Source organism: Rhizobium sp. LjRoot258 (assembly GCF_964254185.1).
In the GTDB taxonomy this organism is placed as follows: domain Bacteria; phylum Pseudomonadota; class Alphaproteobacteria; order Rhizobiales; family Rhizobiaceae; genus Rhizobium.
This window is the reverse complement of record NZ_CAXUST020000004.1, coordinates 131,094-149,518: the sequence shown is the minus strand read 5'-3', so window position 1 is coordinate 149,518 and position 18,425 is coordinate 131,094. Positions and strand designations below refer to the sequence as shown.

The 18,425-nt window shown below is 58.4% G+C and carries 17 protein-coding genes; 13 read left to right on the top strand and 4 right to left on the bottom strand.

The features are described 5' to 3' along the window. Positions 1–90 precede the first annotated feature (90 nt). The 5 genes from ACSQ9D_RS33670 (at position 91) to ACSQ9D_RS33650 (ending at position 3,634) form a co-directional block, all read left to right on the top strand. Complete coding sequence (locus ACSQ9D_RS33670) at positions 91–531, top strand: pseudoazurin (RefSeq protein ID WP_436286099.1); 441 nt, start codon at positions 91–93, stop codon at positions 529–531. 288 nt (positions 532–819) lie between these two features. Beyond that, the gene (locus ACSQ9D_RS33665) at positions 820–1,026 is read left to right on the top strand and encodes a hypothetical protein (RefSeq protein WP_436286098.1); all 207 of its coding nucleotides are present in this window, start codon (positions 820–822) and stop codon (positions 1,024–1,026) included. A 549-nt stretch (positions 1,027–1,575) separates the two neighbouring features. Beyond that, positions 1,576–1,956: an ACT domain-containing protein gene (locus ACSQ9D_RS33660; protein WP_436286097.1), complete on the top strand. Its 381-nt coding sequence runs from the start codon at positions 1,576–1,578 to the stop codon at positions 1,954–1,956. Positions 1,957–2,516: 560 nt separating this feature from the next. Continuing rightward, positions 2,517–2,915 (top strand): hypothetical protein, encoded by a 399-nt coding sequence (locus ACSQ9D_RS33655; RefSeq protein WP_436286096.1) that lies wholly within the window; start codon positions 2,517–2,519, stop codon positions 2,913–2,915. Between the two features lie 377 nt (positions 2,916–3,292). Then, positions 3,293–3,634, top strand: coding sequence for a hypothetical protein (locus ACSQ9D_RS33650; protein ID WP_436286095.1), 342 nt, complete (start codon positions 3,293–3,295; stop codon positions 3,632–3,634). 487 nt (positions 3,635–4,121) lie between these two features. On the opposite strand, the gene ACSQ9D_RS33645 is transcribed toward ACSQ9D_RS33650, so the two are convergent. Further along, a complete protein-coding gene (locus tag ACSQ9D_RS33645) occupies positions 4,122–4,391 on the bottom strand; it encodes a hypothetical protein (protein WP_436286094.1) in 270 nt (89 codons plus the stop codon). 220 nt (positions 4,392–4,611) lie between these two features. Here ACSQ9D_RS33645 and ACSQ9D_RS33640 point away from each other — a divergent pair, with 220 nt between their 5' ends. Genes ACSQ9D_RS33640 through ACSQ9D_RS33630 form a run of 3 tightly spaced genes read left to right on the top strand, consistent with a single transcriptional unit; the run spans position 4,612 to position 9,622 of the window. Continuing rightward, entirely contained in the window at positions 4,612–5,016 is a 405-nt protein-coding gene (locus ACSQ9D_RS33640; protein WP_436286093.1) for a FixH family protein, read from the top strand. Further along, a complete protein-coding gene (locus tag ACSQ9D_RS33635; RefSeq protein WP_436286092.1) occupies positions 5,013–6,452 on the top strand; it encodes an efflux RND transporter periplasmic adaptor subunit in 1,440 nt (479 codons plus the stop codon). Before ACSQ9D_RS33640 ends, ACSQ9D_RS33635 begins: the two co-directional genes overlap by 4 nt. Then, positions 6,449–9,622 carry an efflux RND transporter permease subunit gene (locus ACSQ9D_RS33630; RefSeq protein ID WP_436286091.1) on the top strand — a complete coding sequence of 1,058 codons (3,174 nt, stop codon included), beginning with the start codon at positions 6,449–6,451 and terminating at the stop codon, positions 9,620–9,622. The genes ACSQ9D_RS33635 and ACSQ9D_RS33630 overlap by 4 nt, the downstream gene beginning before the upstream one ends. A 274-nt stretch (positions 9,623–9,896) precedes the next feature. Here ACSQ9D_RS33630 and ACSQ9D_RS33625 read toward each other — a convergent pair whose 3' ends face one another. After that, positions 9,897–10,310 carry a hypothetical protein gene (locus ACSQ9D_RS33625; RefSeq protein WP_436286090.1) on the bottom strand — a complete coding sequence of 138 codons (414 nt, stop codon included), beginning with the start codon at positions 10,308–10,310 and terminating at the stop codon, positions 9,897–9,899. Positions 10,311–10,636: 326 nt separating this feature from the next. Next, positions 10,637–13,504 (bottom strand): PAS domain S-box protein, encoded by a 2,868-nt coding sequence (locus ACSQ9D_RS33620; protein ID WP_436286089.1) that lies wholly within the window; start codon positions 13,502–13,504, stop codon positions 10,637–10,639. A gap of 447 nt (positions 13,505–13,951) precedes the next feature. Here ACSQ9D_RS33620 and ACSQ9D_RS33615 point away from each other — a divergent pair, with 447 nt between their 5' ends. The 5 genes from ACSQ9D_RS33615 to ACSQ9D_RS33595 all read left to right on the top strand — a co-directional run bounded on the left by ACSQ9D_RS33615 (position 13,952) and on the right by ACSQ9D_RS33595 (position 17,726). Continuing rightward, entirely contained in the window at positions 13,952–14,188 is a 237-nt protein-coding gene (locus ACSQ9D_RS33615; protein WP_436286088.1) for a hypothetical protein, read from the top strand. A gap of 99 nt (positions 14,189–14,287) precedes the next feature. Further along, a complete protein-coding gene (locus ACSQ9D_RS33610; protein WP_436286087.1) occupies positions 14,288–14,983 on the top strand; it encodes a response regulator transcription factor in 696 nt (231 codons plus the stop codon). Positions 14,984–15,080: 97 nt separating this feature from the next. After that, positions 15,081–16,400: an EAL domain-containing protein gene (locus ACSQ9D_RS33605; RefSeq protein ID WP_436286086.1), complete on the top strand. Its 1,320-nt coding sequence runs from the start codon at positions 15,081–15,083 to the stop codon at positions 16,398–16,400. Further along, positions 16,390–16,902 carry a FliM/FliN family flagellar motor switch protein gene (locus tag ACSQ9D_RS33600; protein WP_436286085.1) on the top strand — a complete coding sequence of 171 codons (513 nt, stop codon included), beginning with the start codon at positions 16,390–16,392 and terminating at the stop codon, positions 16,900–16,902. The genes ACSQ9D_RS33605 and ACSQ9D_RS33600 overlap by 11 nt, the downstream gene beginning before the upstream one ends. A gap of 458 nt (positions 16,903–17,360) precedes the next feature. Continuing rightward, positions 17,361–17,726: a hypothetical protein gene (locus ACSQ9D_RS33595; RefSeq protein ID WP_436286084.1), complete on the top strand. Its 366-nt coding sequence runs from the start codon at positions 17,361–17,363 to the stop codon at positions 17,724–17,726. 50 nt (positions 17,727–17,776) lie between these two features. On the opposite strand, the gene ACSQ9D_RS33590 is transcribed toward ACSQ9D_RS33595, so the two are convergent. Continuing rightward, complete coding sequence (locus tag ACSQ9D_RS33590; RefSeq protein ID WP_436286083.1) at positions 17,777–18,424, bottom strand: dihydroxyacetone kinase family protein; 648 nt, start codon at positions 18,422–18,424, stop codon at positions 17,777–17,779. Position 18,425: the final 1 nt, after the last annotated feature.

The following is an 18,425-nucleotide window of genomic DNA, read 5'->3' as shown; positions in this document are numbered from 1 at the left end:
TCGGCAACGGTCCTTGGCCGATCCCGTAGCGCTTAAAAGGCCCCTCAGCAAGTCAAGCTTATCCACCCCAAGTAACGAAGGAATCGAAAAATGAAGAACATCAGTTTCACCGTGCTTCTGGCTCTCTCGATCGTCGCTCCGGCGGGGGCCCACGCCGCCGAGCACGAGGTCAAGATGCTGAACAAGGGCGGTGACGGACAGGCGATGGCGTTCGAGCCTGCCTTCCTGCATATTCAGCCGGGGGACACCGTGCATTTCAAGCCGGTCGATAAGGGGCACAATGTCGATACGATACCTGGTATGCTTCCGGATGGAGCGGCGCCGCTGAAGAGCGCCATTTCCAAGCCGGTGGATATAACATTTCAGGAGCCCGGCCTCTACGGCTATCGCTGTGTGCCTCATTTCGGAATGGGAATGGTCGGCCTAATCGAGGTCGGCAACACCCCGGTGAACCAGGCTGCAGCTCGGCAGGCGAAAATGCCCCCGATGGCCAAAAAACGAATGGACACCCTAGTTTCGCAGGTGCAATGACATCTGCGGCTGCAACCTGAGTGTCGGCGCCGCGATCCGCCGCCGCGCCGGCCGACTAAAACAGCTGCCAAACTCCGCCCGGCGCTTAGCAAAGGTGGTGTTGCGGGTCCCCCTCCTCGCTCACCGGACTATAATCACCGAAGTAGGACCGGCATATCCGGAGCACGCGCTCTGCGGCATAAGCGGATCAATAACGATGAATGAAATCGATAACTTGTCCCCATTCGCGAAAAGACTGAGGCAAGCGTAGCCTGTATGCAGCCTAAATAGCCAACTGAAGGACAGGCAATGAGCGATGTCACCGATGCGATAAGCGAAATCGAAGAGCGAATCACCATTGCGCGAGACGGCTTGCGACAGTTGAAGGAACTGGCGACGGCCGACCAAGACGAGGCTTTCATCGCGCAACAGGTGGCGGAATACGAGGACGAAATCTCGCGACTGACATTGCTACTCGCAGAATTGGAGAGCGGTACCGCACCCTTCCTTGGATAGCCGCTGCCCGACGGATGCCCGACGGACACTTGAGCAAATCGCGTTAAATATTCTGGCCTGACAATGTGATTGATGATCGTAAAAAGGGACGGAAACCGGCGTCGCTTGACGTGTGGCGATTACCGACTTTCTTAAGGAATTATGCCTGGACGAATGGGCATCGGGCTCAAATTTCTGGCATGAGCTCCACATAATTCTAATTCGGCATGATCGACACAACGATGTAATGGACAGCCGCGGGCACGTTTTGGAAAGGTCTGCTTCATCAGGCGAATACATGGAACGGTCCGGCTTTGTCGGGCCGTTTTCGTCGGTCGGCGGTATTGCCGGTGTCGCTGAATAGGGAAAACCATTGACTGAAGGCAGTATCCCGTGACGAGCGCGGAAACCGCGATCCCGTATCAAGAATAGGTAAAAGCATATCAAGGCCGGCGGGCTATTGCACTTTGGGACACGACTTTTGGACTTCCGGACGCGCCACGCCGTACCGGAACGGTGTTTTCTCGAGGGGGAACTGGCTATATCGGCGATAAGACAAGAGGATTTCGTTTGACTACAGTCGAGCTGAAAAAGCAGTTTGGCGAATACACGGTCGCCCATCTCCCCGTGCTCGCGCCGATCCCCTCTTGGTGCGACGGCGCGGGCTTCGTCAACATAAGCCGTGGTGACGACGAGTTGTCTGTGATCTGCTTGAGGGAACGCGTGCCCGCGACTGTGAAGTGTGAAGGCGAGTGGGCGTGCTACAAGGTGGTCGGCTCGGCCGTGTCCGGGGAGACGGGCATCGTCCTTTCGGTTGTGAAGCCGGTGTCGGAGAACGGCATTGACGTGCTCGCGGTCTCCACTTTCAACGGAAACTATCTTCTAGTGCAGAGCCACGAGGCAGCGTCCGCAGTTGACTTCCTCACCGCAGCCGGTCACCGCGTCGCATGACGGAATGCGGCGTTGCGCGAGAGACGGATCATCTGACACCTGGGAGGCGACTTATAGCAATCGGCCAAATCTGCTACGGTGTTCGCTGGTTTACCGGACACGCTCTGTTGGTTGGCGACTACGCCGAAGAGCCAGATCAAGATCCCTAATCTTGCCATTCGTCGTGCATCTTATTGAAATCGGAGTGGCGACGCGGACCAACCCTCACGCCTGCGCAAGCCGAACGTCAGGACCGCTGGGGAACTTCGAGTCTTGTCGCGTTTCTTGACTCGCTTTGATTGTACCGAACTGCCGCATGGCCGGTGCAGGTTGCTCCAGTCGCCCGGCTGACGGCATAATAAGCGCACGCTTCGAGCGTCGCGGGATGATGGAATGAAAACGATAACAAGCATTCATTTCTAAGCCATGCAGCGGAAGACTAATTTAAATGAGTATCGTGGCCAATATATCTGGCTCGTAGGGAAAGCCGAAGAACAAGCTTAATCTTGGCTCTACGATTGCCAGTATTTCAGCGGTGCGAATTCGATCAAGATCACCCAACCGCGTCCGGAGGACCCGCCATGCCTTTCCGCTTTGTTACGAAATCCGTCCACGCCTATCTCATCGACTATCCCGTTGCCATCGTTCTGCTGGTTGCGCCGTTCTTTTTGAAGCTTGGCGATAGTGGTCCGGTCGCCATGTGGCTTTCCGTTATCACCGGCGTCGCAGCGCTAATATTGCCCCTGCTGACCGACCATCCGACAGGCTTCATCAAGATCATTCCCTATCCGATCCACCTTTGGATCGATCGGGCGGTTGGAGTGGCATTCCTTGTCGCGGTTTCCGCTTTCGGTTTTACCGGCATCGACGCATGGTACTACGGCGTTCTGGGCGTCGCTGTTCTCCTCACCACTTCGGTATTCAACGCTCCCGAGCGATCGATCTCGGTGCATGCAATGGGCACCCGCGACACAATCTGAATCCGCCGCGGCCCCACAGCGCCGGCGACTTTGAAAAGGTCAGCCTCTTCGACGACCCGGTTCGAGGCGCCCGATAAGTGTCGGCCAGGCACCTCTCCGCTCCCCAATCGTCAGTTGGCCCGCCGTATCAAGTCGCGCCTGCCGCGTTGAGATATGTCGGGACGGGTGCGGCAAGGACATAGCGGGCGATGGCTATGCTCGCAGACGCGCCAGTTTTGCCTTGTCAAACGATGGCCCTCTGGCGATCTCGCGTATCCGCCGCGGGTATGAGCGGCACACCAGTCGCTAGCATCTTCCAACCGGCACTGTTGACAAGGGCGCTTCGCGACGCCACCGGCGTCCGGTGCTGCTCGGATCTACATTTTGGACGAAGGTTTATGATCGACAAAGTCGCCCCGACATCCTCCGTATCTCCCTCATCTGTCGCGCACGCGAATCATAGCACGTCGATAGCCTCCGAACCCGACATGGCCTTGATCGCAGAGCGGCAGGCCCAGATCACTGCGGGTTTTGAACGAATGAAAGAGGAACGCGAAGTCGCGAACGGCGCGGAGGGTCAGGATCGCGCATCGGAGCGACACACCAATGGTCTGGCCGCTCATGTTCATCCGCGAGAAGGAAATACTGAGGAGCAACGCCTGTCGGGAGAGAGTGTCCGGATTGGAACGGGAAATTTGGACGACGACGTCCCCTTCGGCAAACATATTGGATTTGTCTGAAGGGCGGGACTGCGGGTTCCAGCGCGATCATGCCGCGTTCTCGCGATGAGGCCGAAAAATCAGTCCCGATCATAGTTACGGTATCCAGCGAAAAAGACTGATGGTGGGTTGTTGATGCGACGCTGCGTAAAATCCACTTTTCGTGGTCAGTTTTGTAGACGACAACATTATCGGATAGGATGTAGCGCATCGGGTTTACCCGTGACGCTAGGACGATGGAGTTGCGGGAACAGATCGTGTCGGCTACCTGATAACGATGCTCGGCGTGCAAATCTCAGAGTTAACGCGCTTCGGAGGCTAAAGACTCTAAAAAAAATCGATGGTAGCGGGCCTTTGAGCTCAAGGCTGAGACTCCGGAAGGTTCGTATTTGGCAAAGGCGAGACGAAATCGACAAGTCGGCTTCAGCAACACTTCTGCGTGAACCCGGCTTTCATTTCTAGAATCCTCATGCCAATATCGCGCTATGACTCTCCTTCGGATCGTCCGTCATCTGTTCCTGTTCGTTGCCATGGTTGCGGTCGTCGTCGGCCCGGCAAGCATCGAGTTGGCGGGGAGCGCAATGGCCTCTTCGCTGCCGGCGATGAGCGACGACATGAGTTCCGTGACCGGCATGAAGATAATGGAGGAGATGCCTTGCTGCCCGGGACAACAGCCCATCAAGAAAACTAACTGCGGCAAGGAATGTCCGTTGTTGCTCGTTTGCACGACGTCGATATTTGCCCATCCACCTAATATCCACGGCTGGTCGTTCGCCATCTCCCGGACGTCCCACCGCTACGACCTGATGCCTGCGTCACAACTGACGTCGGCTCTTGTCGAGCCTCCGGCCCGACCTCCGAAAGCCTGATCTCAAGCCATTCTTGAAACACGCCTGCGGTTCACGCCGGACGCACGAATGCGTTCGTTGGAACCGGACGGCCATCAATTTTGACCCGAGGACGCGATCAACGAGATCCGTCCCGATGAGATCGGAATCATGAACAAGACTTCCTTTTCAGCAGGAGCGATGCTCCTCGCCGGCGCGCTGGTCGTCGGCTCCGCCACCGTGTCCTTCGCAGCCGCGCAGGACTACGAGTTCCAGCCGGTTTCGACCGACGTCAAACAGGGCCAAGGATCGCTGGTCTCCGTCCGCCTGGTCGACAAGCGGACGGGCAAGCCCGTCTCCGACGCCGTCATCTTCACCACCCGCATGGACATGGCCCCCGAGGGCATGGAGATGATGACGACCCCGGTCGAGGCGGCAGCCTCGACGGAGCCGGGCGTGTACGCCTTCAAGACCGACTTCAGCATGGCCGGCGGCTGGCGCTTCAAGCTCGCCGCCAAGATCCAGGGCGAGCCGGACACAGTCGAGGGCGAAGTCGTCCTCAAGGCAGCGCCTTGAACACGCCATCGCGCGTGGCAGCCACGTTCTCCCTCGCCGTATTGCTCGGCGGGGGAGGCTATTGGGCTGGCACGAACAACCTGGCATCCGTTCTGGGCTTCGACCTGGCCGAGACGGCGCTCGCAACACCCGTAGCCTCCAGGCCCTCCGCCACTGGCGCGGTCATCTACTACCGCCATCCGGACGGCCTTCCGCAGTTCTCGGCGACGCCGAAGAACGCTGACGACGGACGACCGTTCGTCGCCGTGCATGCGAGCGAGGACCTCAGCTTCGACGACAAGGCGAAGGCATCCGCTATCGCTGAAGCGGCGCGGGCGGAACCCGAGGCCGTTCCTACGAAGGGGAAGATCCTCTACTACCGCAACCCGATGGGCTTGCCGGACACCTCGAAGGTGCCGAAGAAGGATTCCATGGGGATGGACTACATTCCCGTCTACGAAGGCGCGCAGTCGGACGCCTCCACCGTCAAGGTCTCGCTGGGCAAGCTGCAGCGCACGGGCGTGAAGACGGCGACCGCGGAGATGGTCAGCGTCGGCCGCAAGGTGCGCGTGCCGGGCACCGTGGCGCTCGACGAGCGCCTCGTCAGTATCATATCGATGCGAACGGATTCCTTCGTCGACGACGTCGCCAACGTGACGACGGGCGACCGCATCGGAAAGGGAGAGAAGCTCTTCCGCTTCTATTCCAAAGAGATCGCCACCGCGGCGTCGGAATACGCCGCCGGCAGGAGCGACGCCCGAGGCAACGACGGCGCCGGCTCAGCGTTGCGGCTGAAGAACCTCGGCGTCCCGCAGGAAGTCGTCGACGGCATAGCCCGCGCCGGTCAGGTGCCGGCGAGCATGACCTACACGGCTCCGCGCGACGGCATCGTGCTCGAACGCACGGCGACGACCGGCATGATGGCCAAGCCCGGCGACGTGCTGTTCCGCATCGCAGACATCTCCATCGTCTGGGTGATCGCCGACGTCCCGGAATACGACCTCGCCTCTGTCCGGATCGGCACGCAGGCCGACATCACCGTCCGGAGCCTTCCCGGCAGGACGTTCAGAGGCACGGTCGACCTCGTCTATCCCGAGGTTGAGACGCAGACGCGGACGACGAAGGTCCGTATCGAGCTTCCCAACCCGGACGGCACGCTGCTCGCCAACATGTACGCCGACGTCGAGATCGAGGCCGGTGCGCCGAAAGCCGTCGTCGCCGTCCCCAACAGCGCCGTCGTCGACACCGGCGACCGCCAGGTCGTCTTCATCGACAAGGGCGACGGAAAATTCGAGCCGAAGGACGTGGCCCTCGGCGTCCGGGGCGATGACCGCACGGAGATCACCAAGGGCGTCGACGCCGGCGACAAGGTCGTCGTATCAGCCAACTTCCTGCTCGACGCCGAAAGCAACCTGAACTCGGCGCTCAGCGCCATGACCGAGGATGCCAAGCCATGATTGCGCGCGTCATTTCCTGGTCGGCCCATAATCTCGTGCTGATCTTCGTCGGCGCGGCACTTGCCGTCGCCGGCGGCATCTACGCCCTGCGCTCCCTCCCCCTCGACGCCATCCCCGACCTCTCGGACGTCCAGGTCATCGTCTACACTGAATATCCCGGCCAGGCCCCGCAGGTGGTCGAGGACCAGGTGACCTATCCGCTGACGACGTCGATGCTGACGGTGCCGCAGTCGAAGGTCGTGCGCGGCTTTTCGTTCTTCGGCGTCTCCTTCGTCTACGTGATCTTCGACGACGGCACCGACCCCTACTGGGCGCGCAGCCGCGTGCTGGAGTATCTGAACGCCGCGCAGAGCCGTCTGCCGCAGGGTGTTGCCCCGACGCTGGGCCCCGACGCGACGGGAGTCGGCTGGGTCTACCAATATGCCGTCGTCGCCAAGGAGCTGTCGCTCGCCGAGCTGCGCTCCCTGCAGGACTGGGTGGTGCGGTTCGCCGTGTCCAAGTCCGAAGGTGTCGCCGAGGTCGCGAGTGTCGGCGGCTTCGTGAAACAATATTCCATCGTCGTCGATCCGGCCCGGCTCAAGGCGCAGGGCGTGTCACTCAATGACGTTGCCAATGCGGTTCGCGCCAGCAACACCGACGTCGGCGGCCGCACCATCGAACTCTCCGAATTCGAGTTCATGGTGCGCGGGCGCGGCTACCTCAAGGGCATACCCGACATCGAGAGCATCGTTCTGAAGAGCCAGAACGGCGTGCCGTTGCGTCTTGGCGACGTCGCCAGGGTCGAGCTGGTTCCGGACGAACGACGCGGCATCACCGAGCTCAACGGCGAAGGCGAGGTCGCAAGCGGCATCGTGCTGCAGCGGTTCGGAGCCAATGCGCTGACCGTCATCGACAATGCCAAGAAGAGCCTCGAGTCGATCAAGAATAGCCTTCCAGCGGGTACCGAGATCGTCCCCGTCTACGACCGATCGACACTGATCGAAGCGGCAATCGAAACCCTGAAGGGCACCCTGGTCGAGGAATCGATCGTCGTCGCGCTGGTGACGATAGCATTCCTACTGCATGTCCGCAGCGCACTCGTCGCCATCATCATGCTGCCCGTCGGTATCCTGATTGCGTTCATCGCCATGAAGCTTCTCGGTCTCGGGGCCAACATCATGAGCCTCGGCGGCATCGCCATCGCCATCGGGGCGATGATCGACGCGGCGATCGTCATGATCGAGAATGCCCACAAGCATCTCGAGCGCGCGCCGCCCGACAAGCCGCGCATCGACATCCTCGTCGAGGCGGCAAGCGAGGTCGGTCCGGCGCTGTTCTTCAGCCTGCTGATCATCACCGTGTCGTTCCTTCCGATCTTCACGCTGGAATCGCAGGAAGGCCGCCTGTTCGGCCCGCTCGCCTTCACCAAGACCTTCGCCATGGCGGCTGCGGCGCTGTTGTCGGTGACGCTGGTGCCGGCGCTGATGGTTCTCTTCGTCCGTGGGCATATCGTCCCCGAGCATAAGAACCCGCTGAACAGATTCCTCATCTGGATCTACCGCCCGGTCATCTCCGGCGTCCTGAGGGTGAAGACGCTGACGATCCTGGTGGCGCTGGCCATCCTCGGGGCCACGTTCTGGCCCGTCCAGCATATCGGCAGCGAGTTCATGCCCAATCTCGACGAGGGCACGCTGATGTACATGCCGACCACCCTGCCCGGCATCTCCGTCACCAAGGCGGCGGAACTGATGCAGACGCAGGACCGCATCATCAAGTCCTTCCCCGAGGTCCAGAGCGTCTTCGGCAAGGCCGGGCGTGCGCTGACGGCCACCGACCCGGCTCCGACCGAGATGTTCGAGACGATCATCACCCTCAAGCCGAAGTCCGAGTGGCGGCCCGGCGTGACCACCGACAGCCTGAAGCAGGAGATGGACGCCGCCCTGCAGTTCCCCGGCGTCTCCAACGCCTGGACGATGCCGATCCGCGCCCGCATCGACATGCTGTCGACCGGTATCAGGACGCCTGTCGGCGTCAAGGTCTACGGCACCGATCTCAGCGAGATGGAGAAGATCGCACGCCAGATCGAGGGCGTGTTGAAGACGATCCCCGGAACGTCGAGCGCCTATGCGGAACGCGTGATCGGCGGCTACTACCTCGACATCGTCCCCGACCGCGTCGCGCTCGGGCGATACGGGCTGACCATCGACGCCATCCAGGACGTCGTCGGCATGGCGCTTGGCTCCGAAGTCGTGACCTCGACCGTCGAGGGCCGCGAGCGATATGGCGTGGCGATAAGGTATCCGCGGGCGTCACGAAGCGATCCGCAGTCCATCGCCAGGGACGTGCTGATATCCCTGCCAGGCGGCGGCACGGTGCCTCTCGGCGAGGTGGCCGACGTCAAGCTGACCCGCGGAGCGACGACGATCCGTACCGAGAACGGCCAGCTCGCCGTCTACATCTTCGTCGACATCGCCAACCGCGATCTCGGCGGCTACGTCGCGGAAGCGCAGCAGGCGGTCGCCACATCCGTGAACATGCCGCCCGGCTATTCCGTCGCCTGGAGCGGCCAGTTCGAATATCTCCAACGGGCCGAGGCGCGGCTGGCCGTCGTCGTCCCCCTGACGCTGGCGCTGATCTTCCTGCTGCTCTACCTGAACTTCAAGGCACTGACCGAGACGATGATCGTCATGCTGTCCCTGCCCTTCGCGCTGGTCGGCGGCATCTGGCTGATATGGTGGATGGGCTTCAACGCCTCCGTGGCGGTCGCCGTCGGCTTCATCGCGCTAGCGGGCGTCGCGGCCGAGACCGGAGTGATCATGCTGATCTATCTCGACCACGCCATGAAGGAGCAGCGCGAAGCCTGTGAAGAGGAAGGTCGTTCCTTCTCGAAGCTGGACCTCAACCGAGCCATCATGGTCGGCGCGGTGGAACGCGTCCGGCCGAAGATGATGACCGTCGTCGCCATCATGGCCGGGCTCGTACCGATCCTGTGGCGGACAGGCACCGGTTCGGAGATCATGCAGCGCATCGCCGTCCCCATGATCGGCGGCATGGTGTCGTCGACGCTGCTGACGTTAATCGTCATTCCGGCCGTCTATGGACTCGTCAAGGGATTGAGATTGCCGGCAAAGTCTGACGTCGATCGGGGCCATCCGATAGAAAATGAAAGGAACCTCGTAGCAGCCGAATGAGCATAAGCGTTGAGCCGCTCACACCCGGGCGAACATTCGCGGTTTCGCGTCGACGACGTATCGCGGCCTGCGATTCTGGAAAGGAGAGCGTCTGTCGCATGCCGACGGGCTCAGAAATTTCGACCGAAAGGCGGCGAGCCGTTCGGAGGAACGTAACATTGGTTCGAGCGACGAGCGGATCTCGACGCGGGCGGCTCCACGACCTCAGCGACATGTCTTGGGTAGACCAATGCATGCGATGCGCTTGCGTTTTCCGCGTTGAGAAATTAGATGGTTAAAGATCTGTTAACGTCATTTTACAGAGCCATTCATGTTGCATTCGCGCCCTCACCGCAACTACTTGTCCCGGCTCGCTTTTGCGGATGATACCGCAGAGCCGGTCTACGAAAAGGTCAATCTGGTTGCGCGAGCATTGTGTCCCGTCAACGGCGTCAGGTCCTTTGCCACTCATCAGGTACGAATCGTCAGTATCAACGAAACGGGAGCGATCCTTCAGGCGCGAAACATTCAGAGCCTGACGAGCCACTTCTATCTTTGCCTCGGCAAGTTTGAGATCTTCTTGACGTGCGCCCGCGTGAAGCGACAGGACGAGAGCTTGTTCGTGCGCTTTTCGAAAAAAGAAGACGGAGAATTCATTCGCGCACTGGCACAGATCACCTTTCCAATGACGACCCTGCAGCGGCTTCACGGACATTCGCCTCGCGCGATCGAGATGCGGATCCAACCGCAGGGCTCAATGGATAAGTCATGACCACGATTTCATAAAGAAACAAAGACAAGGATCTAGCGGATTTCGCCTTGCCGGCGATTGGCCCGCTTAATAAAGAGCGGCAACTTTGCGCCACCTGCAGGCCCTGTCTGTGATGCCGGAAAAAGTCCCCTCTCCACATAAAGCGAAATCCATTTGATCCAAGCAGAACCTCTGTGATGGTCCGGGACCGCCATTTGGAAGAGGGCGTTTATTTGCTCGGGGTAGTCTCACCAAGTCCTTCCAGGAGGCCGTCGACGTTGAGTTCAATGGTCGCGGCGGTCACGAGGCGCCCTTCGGGCATCCAGGATTTTCCGTATTTTTTCAGCGAGTTGTCGGCGCGTGTACGGCTTGCCGATAAAATGCATATCAGATTGATGCGCCGCCATGTCTGCAAAGCCTGATGTAAAGAGGACGGGCAGGTCCGGATAGAGACGGCGGATTTGCTCTTCAAGTTGCCTTCCGTTCATCGCTCCCGGCATTACAATGTCGGTGAAGACCAGGTCGAACGATTTCTCACTGCTGAGGATTTTGATTGCTTCATCTGCATTGCCGACGCAGTCTATGTGATATCCGTGCGTCTTTAGGAACTGTTCCGTAAAATCCCTGACCCTTTGATCGTCTTCAACAATCAGAACACGTTCGCACCCCCGAGAAACGCCCGCGGCCAATAGTTCCGCTCTGAATTCAGGATCGCCAACTCTCGGCAGATAGATAGATACTGTCGTGCCAGCGCCCGGTTGAGAATCAATTTCCACATGACCGCCTGACTGTTTGACAAAACCATAGACCATGCTGAGGCCAAGACCACTTCCCTTGCCAAATTCCTTGGTCGTGAAAAAGGGTTCGAAGGCTTGTACTCTGGCCTCCGCATCCATCCCCGCGCCATTGTCGGCTATGCTGAGAAGAACATAGCGACCGGGGGAGACAAGATGGCGATGCCGGCCGGTTCGTTCCACTTCGATATTTTCCGTCCGCATCGTCAGCCGGCCACCTGGAAACATAGCATCCTTTGCGTTCAGACACAGGTTCAGAATGGAAGATTCGAGCTGCGCCGCATCGGCCTTCACGCTCCAGAGCTTCTCACCCGGCAGAATCGTCATGTCGATTGCCTCGCCGACAGCGCGCAATAAGAGTTCCTCAATGCCGGCGATTAGATCATTGAGATCTAAGATTTTCGGCTCTAGTGGCTGCCGGCCGGCGAACGTTAGAAGTTGGCGCGTCAGAGCGGCTCCGTGCTCCGAGGCTTTCCGGTTAAGTTCCGCCGTCTTCCAGAGCCGATCGTCTCTCGGCAGTTCGTCGGTCAGGGTTTCGGCCGTTCCGATTATCACCGTGAGAAGATTGTTAAAATCGTGCGCGACGCCGCCGGTCAATTGCCCGATGGCCTCAAGTCTCTGCGTCTGCATGCGTTTTGCCTCGATCGCGCGAGTCTCAGTGATGTCGCGTATGCCACCAACCATCCGGGTAGCAGCACCTGAACCATTGCGAATGATGTGGCCCTGGTCCAACACGTGGGCAAAACTCCCGTCACCGCGTTGGAACCGGTACTCCATATGCCAACATTCGTCCGACCCGCCAATCGCGGCGCGGATGTCGGCCACTACTTCAGCCCGGTCATCCGGATGAACGTTGGCTTCCCATTGTGCGAAGGCCTGCTCAGGCGGCACCGATTCATGGCCAAAGAGCGAGGAGATGTTGTCGTTCCATCGAACGGTGTTACTGGCCATATCCCAGTCCCAAACCGCGTCGGTAGTCACCATTGCGATGATCCTGAAACGTTCCTCGCTTTCCGCCAATGCCTCTTCAGCCCTCCTCCGCTCGGAGATGTCCCTCCCCGTGGCGACAAAATGCGTCGGCTTTCCCTGCGCGTCGAGGATGGGAGCAATACACATGTCGACCCAGTACTCACGTCCGTCCTTTGCATAGTTTATGAGCTCGGCGCGGACAGGCTTGGCTTGCCGAAGGGCCACGTCTATTCGTTCGACGATAGACGTCTGCGTTTTGTCGCCTTGCAGAAAGCTCGGCGACCGGCCAATTGCTTCTTCCCGCGAGTAACCAGTGATTTCCACAAAAGCATCATTCACATAGAGAATGGTTTGATGTTGGGAAGGCCCTGAGGATGCCTCAGTGATGATGACGAAGTCCTTGATTTTAGAAACCGCCAGCTCGAGCAACTTAAGCTGCTGTTCAAACGCGCGCCGCTCCGTAACATCGCGAAAGAAGACCGTCAGGCCAGCGACCGACGGATAGGCGGTTATCGAGAACCAGGTTTCAAGTGGTGCATAGAAAACCTCGAAAACCCTCTTCTTCTGGATGGTGATCGCCTTCTGGTATTCCTCGCGGATGATGCCATCCGCGGCTTCCGGGAACTCATCCCAAAGGACTTTTCCGAGCAACGTCTCGCGCCTTCTTTCCAGAAGCCTTTCTGCTTCTCGGTTCAAATAGGTGAAGCGAAAGTCGCAATCGACATTAAAGAATGCGTCGGAAATACTCTCCAGCTGCTCAGCAAATTTAAGCTCCAGCTCAGGTGCGGCCAGCGTCAGTTGCTTGCGCTCGTCGATATCCTGAACGGCGCCTTGTACCCTGATGATCCTGCCCTTCTCGTCGCGCAGGGCCGCGCCCATTGCCCGCACCCATTTTCGCAGGCCGTCTTGAGTCGTGATTTCAACTTCGATGTCATAGGGCTTTCCGTCGCGGGCGCAGCTTTCAAAGGCGTCGTTGATGCATTCCCTCCATTCCGGCGCGAACAGCCGGAGCCCCTCTTCAAGCGTAATCAACCCACGGGGATGGGCGTCGTGGATTGCCCAGGTTTCGGCGGACAGCTCAAGCTTGCGGCTTGGCAGATGTACGATCCAGGCGCCAATCTTGGCGGTCCTGCCTGCAAGCTCCTGCATTGCATGAGATGGGCGCGCTGCGGGTTGAATGATAGGTGCTGAGTCGTACCGCCGGACAAAGGCCCTGATCTGATAGATGAGAACCGATCCCAACATAACAGCGATGAACACCGTCCCGGCGGACAGGGACGCACGCCCAAAACGATTGTTCATGATCATCATCGCCAGAACGATAATCGCGGCGAAGGCGCAAATTTGCGAGACAATTGTAACGGCTGCAATTCTCTTGTGAAAATTCACTGAACCATTCTTAGTTTGCAATTTTCATGAACTCGGCAAGGTCGCGCCGCTAGTCCGGTGATGAGCGTGATCAGTCGGCCGCCAATTTTGCTCGGTTAATATGTCCCGAGGTTGCGACAATCAACGAGACTTGTATCGCACCACGAGATGACAATCCATAAGCATCGCCTCACTAACCCTTTTTAAATTTCGCATTATCATCCCTTAATGCCGCACTGATCTAATCGTAGCCCAGCAGTGGAAAGGTCTGGGAGACCGAGTGCGAATGAGGACTGCGCGATCATTTAGTGGGTCAAGCAAAAGATGTCTGCAAAACGAAGCACATATCTCTCGAGGGTGGAGTCCAGCTACTTCAGTCGCAAATGGTATCGCCGCGAGGTGCGCCTGTTCTGCAGCCTGCTATTCACCGCGAGATGGATGCGACAGGCGCAGATCCAAAGATGCTTGATGACGGATATCAGTGAAGGTGGCGCATCGCTGCGCGTCGGCAAATCGCAGGTGCCGGATCACGTCTATCTCGTACTCGGAAGCTTTGACTATGTGATCGGTAGCGTGGTCGTCGACAGACAAGGAGGAACTCTCCATGTTTGCTTCGTCAAGGAATTGACACCATATTTCGTCAATCGGCTATCGCGGATGCGATCTCCGTTCGGCCACTCTGGAGAGCCTGACAAGCAAATCTAACTTTCCATAGGCCCCACAAGCGCGATCGCTGTTGTCGATCGTTACGGAAAAACGAATGAGCTGCGGGGACGGCAAGACCTTCGAGCCGTTGTGAGCGCTATGTACATATTGGTTGTTGAAGATCAACAGGATATTATCGAAATGTTGCGACTGACATGGTCTGATTCCCGTGACAAGTTGGAGTACATTTCGTCGGTCAGACAGGCGAGGCGCTACATCGATTCCAACGAAATTTCCGCATACGACTGCATGATAATCGATATCAACCTACCGGACGGCAGCGGCCTGGAACTGCTGCGGGAAGCCAGGCTGCGGTCAGAAATTCCGGTTGTTATGATTTCGGGCGCAGGTGACGCCGATAGTCGGGCGGACGCGATTAGCGTCGGCGCTGATGACTATGTCATGAAGCCGTTCAGTGTGAAGGAACTGCGCGCGCGCGCACACCGACTCTATGCGACGCGTCAGAGCACACGGTCGGCGCAATATGAGACGTCATTTTCCGTAGGACGCGTCGTTTGCGATCTTCAGCGTCTTTTGCTCGAGCGTTCCGACATGACGGTCTCGCTTACCGCGCTCGAAGGGCGAATCCTCCAAGTGCTGCATAATAGCAAAGGTGCGGATTGCCCGAAATCGTCAATTGCCCGGCAGGCGTTGTTTCGTGAATACGATCCCCGCGACAAGACTATCGATGTCTACATCAATCGCTTGCGCGGCAAGCTCGCCGAACTTGATGACCGGAGCGCCGAGGCAATCAAAACCGTGCGTGGCGTCGGATACCGCCTGAGCGGACGCTGAGGAACCCGCGGAGAAGCCATAGCTCCTGTCCATGATGTTACCCAATTCAAAGGCGGTACTGCAGGCTTGCCTTGACGACCATTGAGGATAATTTGCCTTGGCTTACCTACTCCCCCCGAACGAACGCGCGCGTCTCGACAAGCTTTATAGTCTCGCGGTACTAACATCCGAGAGCGATCCTATCCTCGACGCCATCGTGGAGATTGGCTGCATCGCGGCAAAGATGCCGATCGGGTTGATAGCGCTACTGGACGCCGAGTGGCTATGGTTCAAGGCAAATCGGGGGCTTACAAGCAAGAAGAAGATCCCACGAGATCATGCTTTCTGCAACTACACGATTTTGGACGACGCGCCTCTAGTTGTCCTCGATGCGGAAAAGGACGGCAGGTTTTCGGACAATCCGTTTGTCCTCGGGAAGGAACACATTCGGTTCTATGCCGGCGTGCCCATCGAGGTCGAACCCGGTATCCGCATCGGGTGTCTTTGCGTGCTCGATCGCAAGCCGAGCGAACTTGATCGCGATGCGATGCAGATCTTGAGACGGTTAGCCGATTGCGCCGCCGAGAGGTTGCGTCAGAGGGGAAACGCGCGTTTGCTGCAGTTTTTCTCCGCTAAACGACGCGATCAGCTGAAAGCCAGCCTAAAAATGATCGATGCCGCAAAGATTGCGCTGGCCCAAAATGCGTTTACGCTATTCTACCAACCCAAGTATGAACTCCGAACACGGAGACGAGTAGGTTTCGAGGCACTGTTGCGCTGGCGTCAAGTGGACGGCTCCGCTCTCGCGCCCGCGGCATTCGCCGAAGCTCTTGATGATCCTGAATTCTCGCGCCGCATCGGCAGCTACGTGTTGGCAGAAGCGATATCACAAGCAAAAACCTGGGAGCAGGCCGGCTTTGAATTCGGACACATCGCCATCAACGTTTCTTCCAGCCAATTTGAGGAGGAGAGAAAAATGGCTTTCGCCGATGAGGTGCTATCGGCCACAAAATGCGCTTCACTCTCCCCTTCCAAACTGCATATCGAGGTTACAGAAGGAGTGCTTTTATCCGGTCGCGAAAGCCACGTCGCCAAACAATTGGCGCAACTCAGGGCGACAGGTTTCAACGTCGCGTTCGACGATTTCGGCACGGGTTTCGCATCACTGATTCATCTTAAAGAGCTGGAGTACGATCAGATCAAGATCGACGGCTCCTTCGTGCGAGCGATGATCAACTCCGAGGAAGACATGGCCATTGTCAAGGCGATCGTCGGACTGGCGCGGAATCTCGGGAAGGAAGTTGTCGCCGAAAGCATCGAGACGGAGGCGGAGCTTAGCGCGCTCATAGAGATGGGTTGTAGCTATGGTCAGGGATATTTCTTCGGCCGGCCGACCGCAGCGAACGGCGTGACGGAAGTTATCGGCAATGCCAAATAAGTGGATGACAATGGCTACAGGAATAGCCGCTCCCCACAAGCCATTCGAAAACGGCCAGGTGTCATTGGCCAGAACCGAACAATTCAGAAAATGGTGTTCCATGTGTAAGATTTCCGACGATTTTCCACCGCGCGCCGACAATGCTTTCGAAACTGAAGAGGCGAGCATGAATGTCGGGCCAGGGGCCAACAAAAGCTTTCACGGACAGGGGGGAAGCCCATTGTTTTCACAGACGTCTCCTGAAGTCATGGGCGGAGCGCGCCCTGAACTTAGAGAGAGGGTCAATGACATACCCGTCGAGATCGAGGTAGTGCTCGGGCGCACGAAGATTTCCGTCGTCGAACTGATGCGTGTGGATCCGGGCCATGAGTTCCGGCTAGACAAGCGCTTCGGAGAGCCGCTCGAACTGTTGGTCAATGGTCGACTGATTGGCCATGGTGAAATCGTCGGGGATCCGGACGACAACGTCATCGGTATTCGGATGATTCGCCTTGCAGATTGAAGCAGAGTTTGGAGAATATCCGAACTGGTAATCACCTCCGTCTTTGAAATTGTCGTCCTGGCTGAGGTAAAAGAAGAAATGCTTCTTTCCCGGCTTGGACGCAACGTATCGTGGAAAATATCTTGACAATAAGAGCCTGCATACTCGCCGAGAGCCACCTCAAGACGGTGCTTGAGGTCGTCAGGGACAAACCTGAATTTCGATTAGTCATACCGCTGTTGAAGGAGACATTGATTGAGGTAGAAGTCGTGCGTCGAATCCAGATATCCTGTTTAACGAAAAAGGAATCGCCCGACCGACGGTGACCCGATTTGAGTACGGCAGCTTAAATTGCTGACAATTCAAGCCCCCGTTATTCGTCCGGCGTTGCCGCATTGCTCGTCTCCATAGAGGTGCGGATTTGGTCAATCTTTTGCGTTTACTCACGCCCTACCTGGTTTCGGAGATGAAGACCGGCTTTGGCCTATCGTCCCCACGTCATGACGGTCAATCCGGAACGCACGTTCCTGGAAAAATTCCTTATTCCGCATGCGGAGGGGACGACCGAGAAGCGCGCTCCGCAAGAGAACCTGGATCGGATGGTTCCCGACCTTAGCCCCTATTCCAGAGACTACTACGACGTCCACCAAAGCTGGACACATCCCGAATATCGAAGGACCAAGGCCTCCATGCTTGATCTCGCCGATGTGAACCGGGCGATGCAAGGTCGCCGAGGCGGGCGATGCGGCGGTGCGCATCGCTACTGCCCGGGGAGCCTATCTGGCCCGGTGACGAGCCGGCGGCCGTCAGGCGCTAGCTGTCCCCACATCGACACCACGACCTAGCGGGATTGCGTTCCGGGCGCTCGTCGACCCTGCGGAAACGACCGCAGATCCTATCGGCTTGAGGCAAATTCCGCCATGCGGCGGATCAGGAAATAGCCGACCGTTGCCCCGGCGTCCTGCAAGCCGACTGTCTTTTCCTGGAACGCTGCTGCCTTACCATGCTGGGCAAGCATCGACTTCGTGGCTTCCAGCGCACGTTCTGCCGCATCCGCGGTAACGTTCAACGCGTCTGAAAGCGATGCACCGGCGGAAGCCTGCGCTTCCAGCGTGGTCGCGATAGGGTCGAGCACGTCGAGCAGGGTCTTGTCGCCGACCTTGGCCTTGCCTCGTTCGGCAACGCCGTCGCGGTAGGCCCGCCAGAATGCGGCCATGTCCGCGGTATCCAGCACTTCCTTGCGTTCCACCGCCTTGCTTGCACGCAGGAACCCAGTCGCCGCCAGAGTGCCCATGGTGGAGGGCGCGGTGCGTGCCATTGTCGCCCCTGCGGTACGCAGGAGCTTCGCGATCCCCGCCGCTTCGCCTTCGGCTTCGAGCGCCTCGGCCGCAGCGGCGAAGGACTTGCTCATGGTGATGCCGAGATCGCTGTCGCCCACCTTGCCGTCGAGCGCGATCAGGAACTCGCGCTGTTCGGCAAAGAGATCCTTCCAGCTCTTAAACAGGTCAATCAGATCTGCGGCGTTTAACATCTGAAGCGTCATG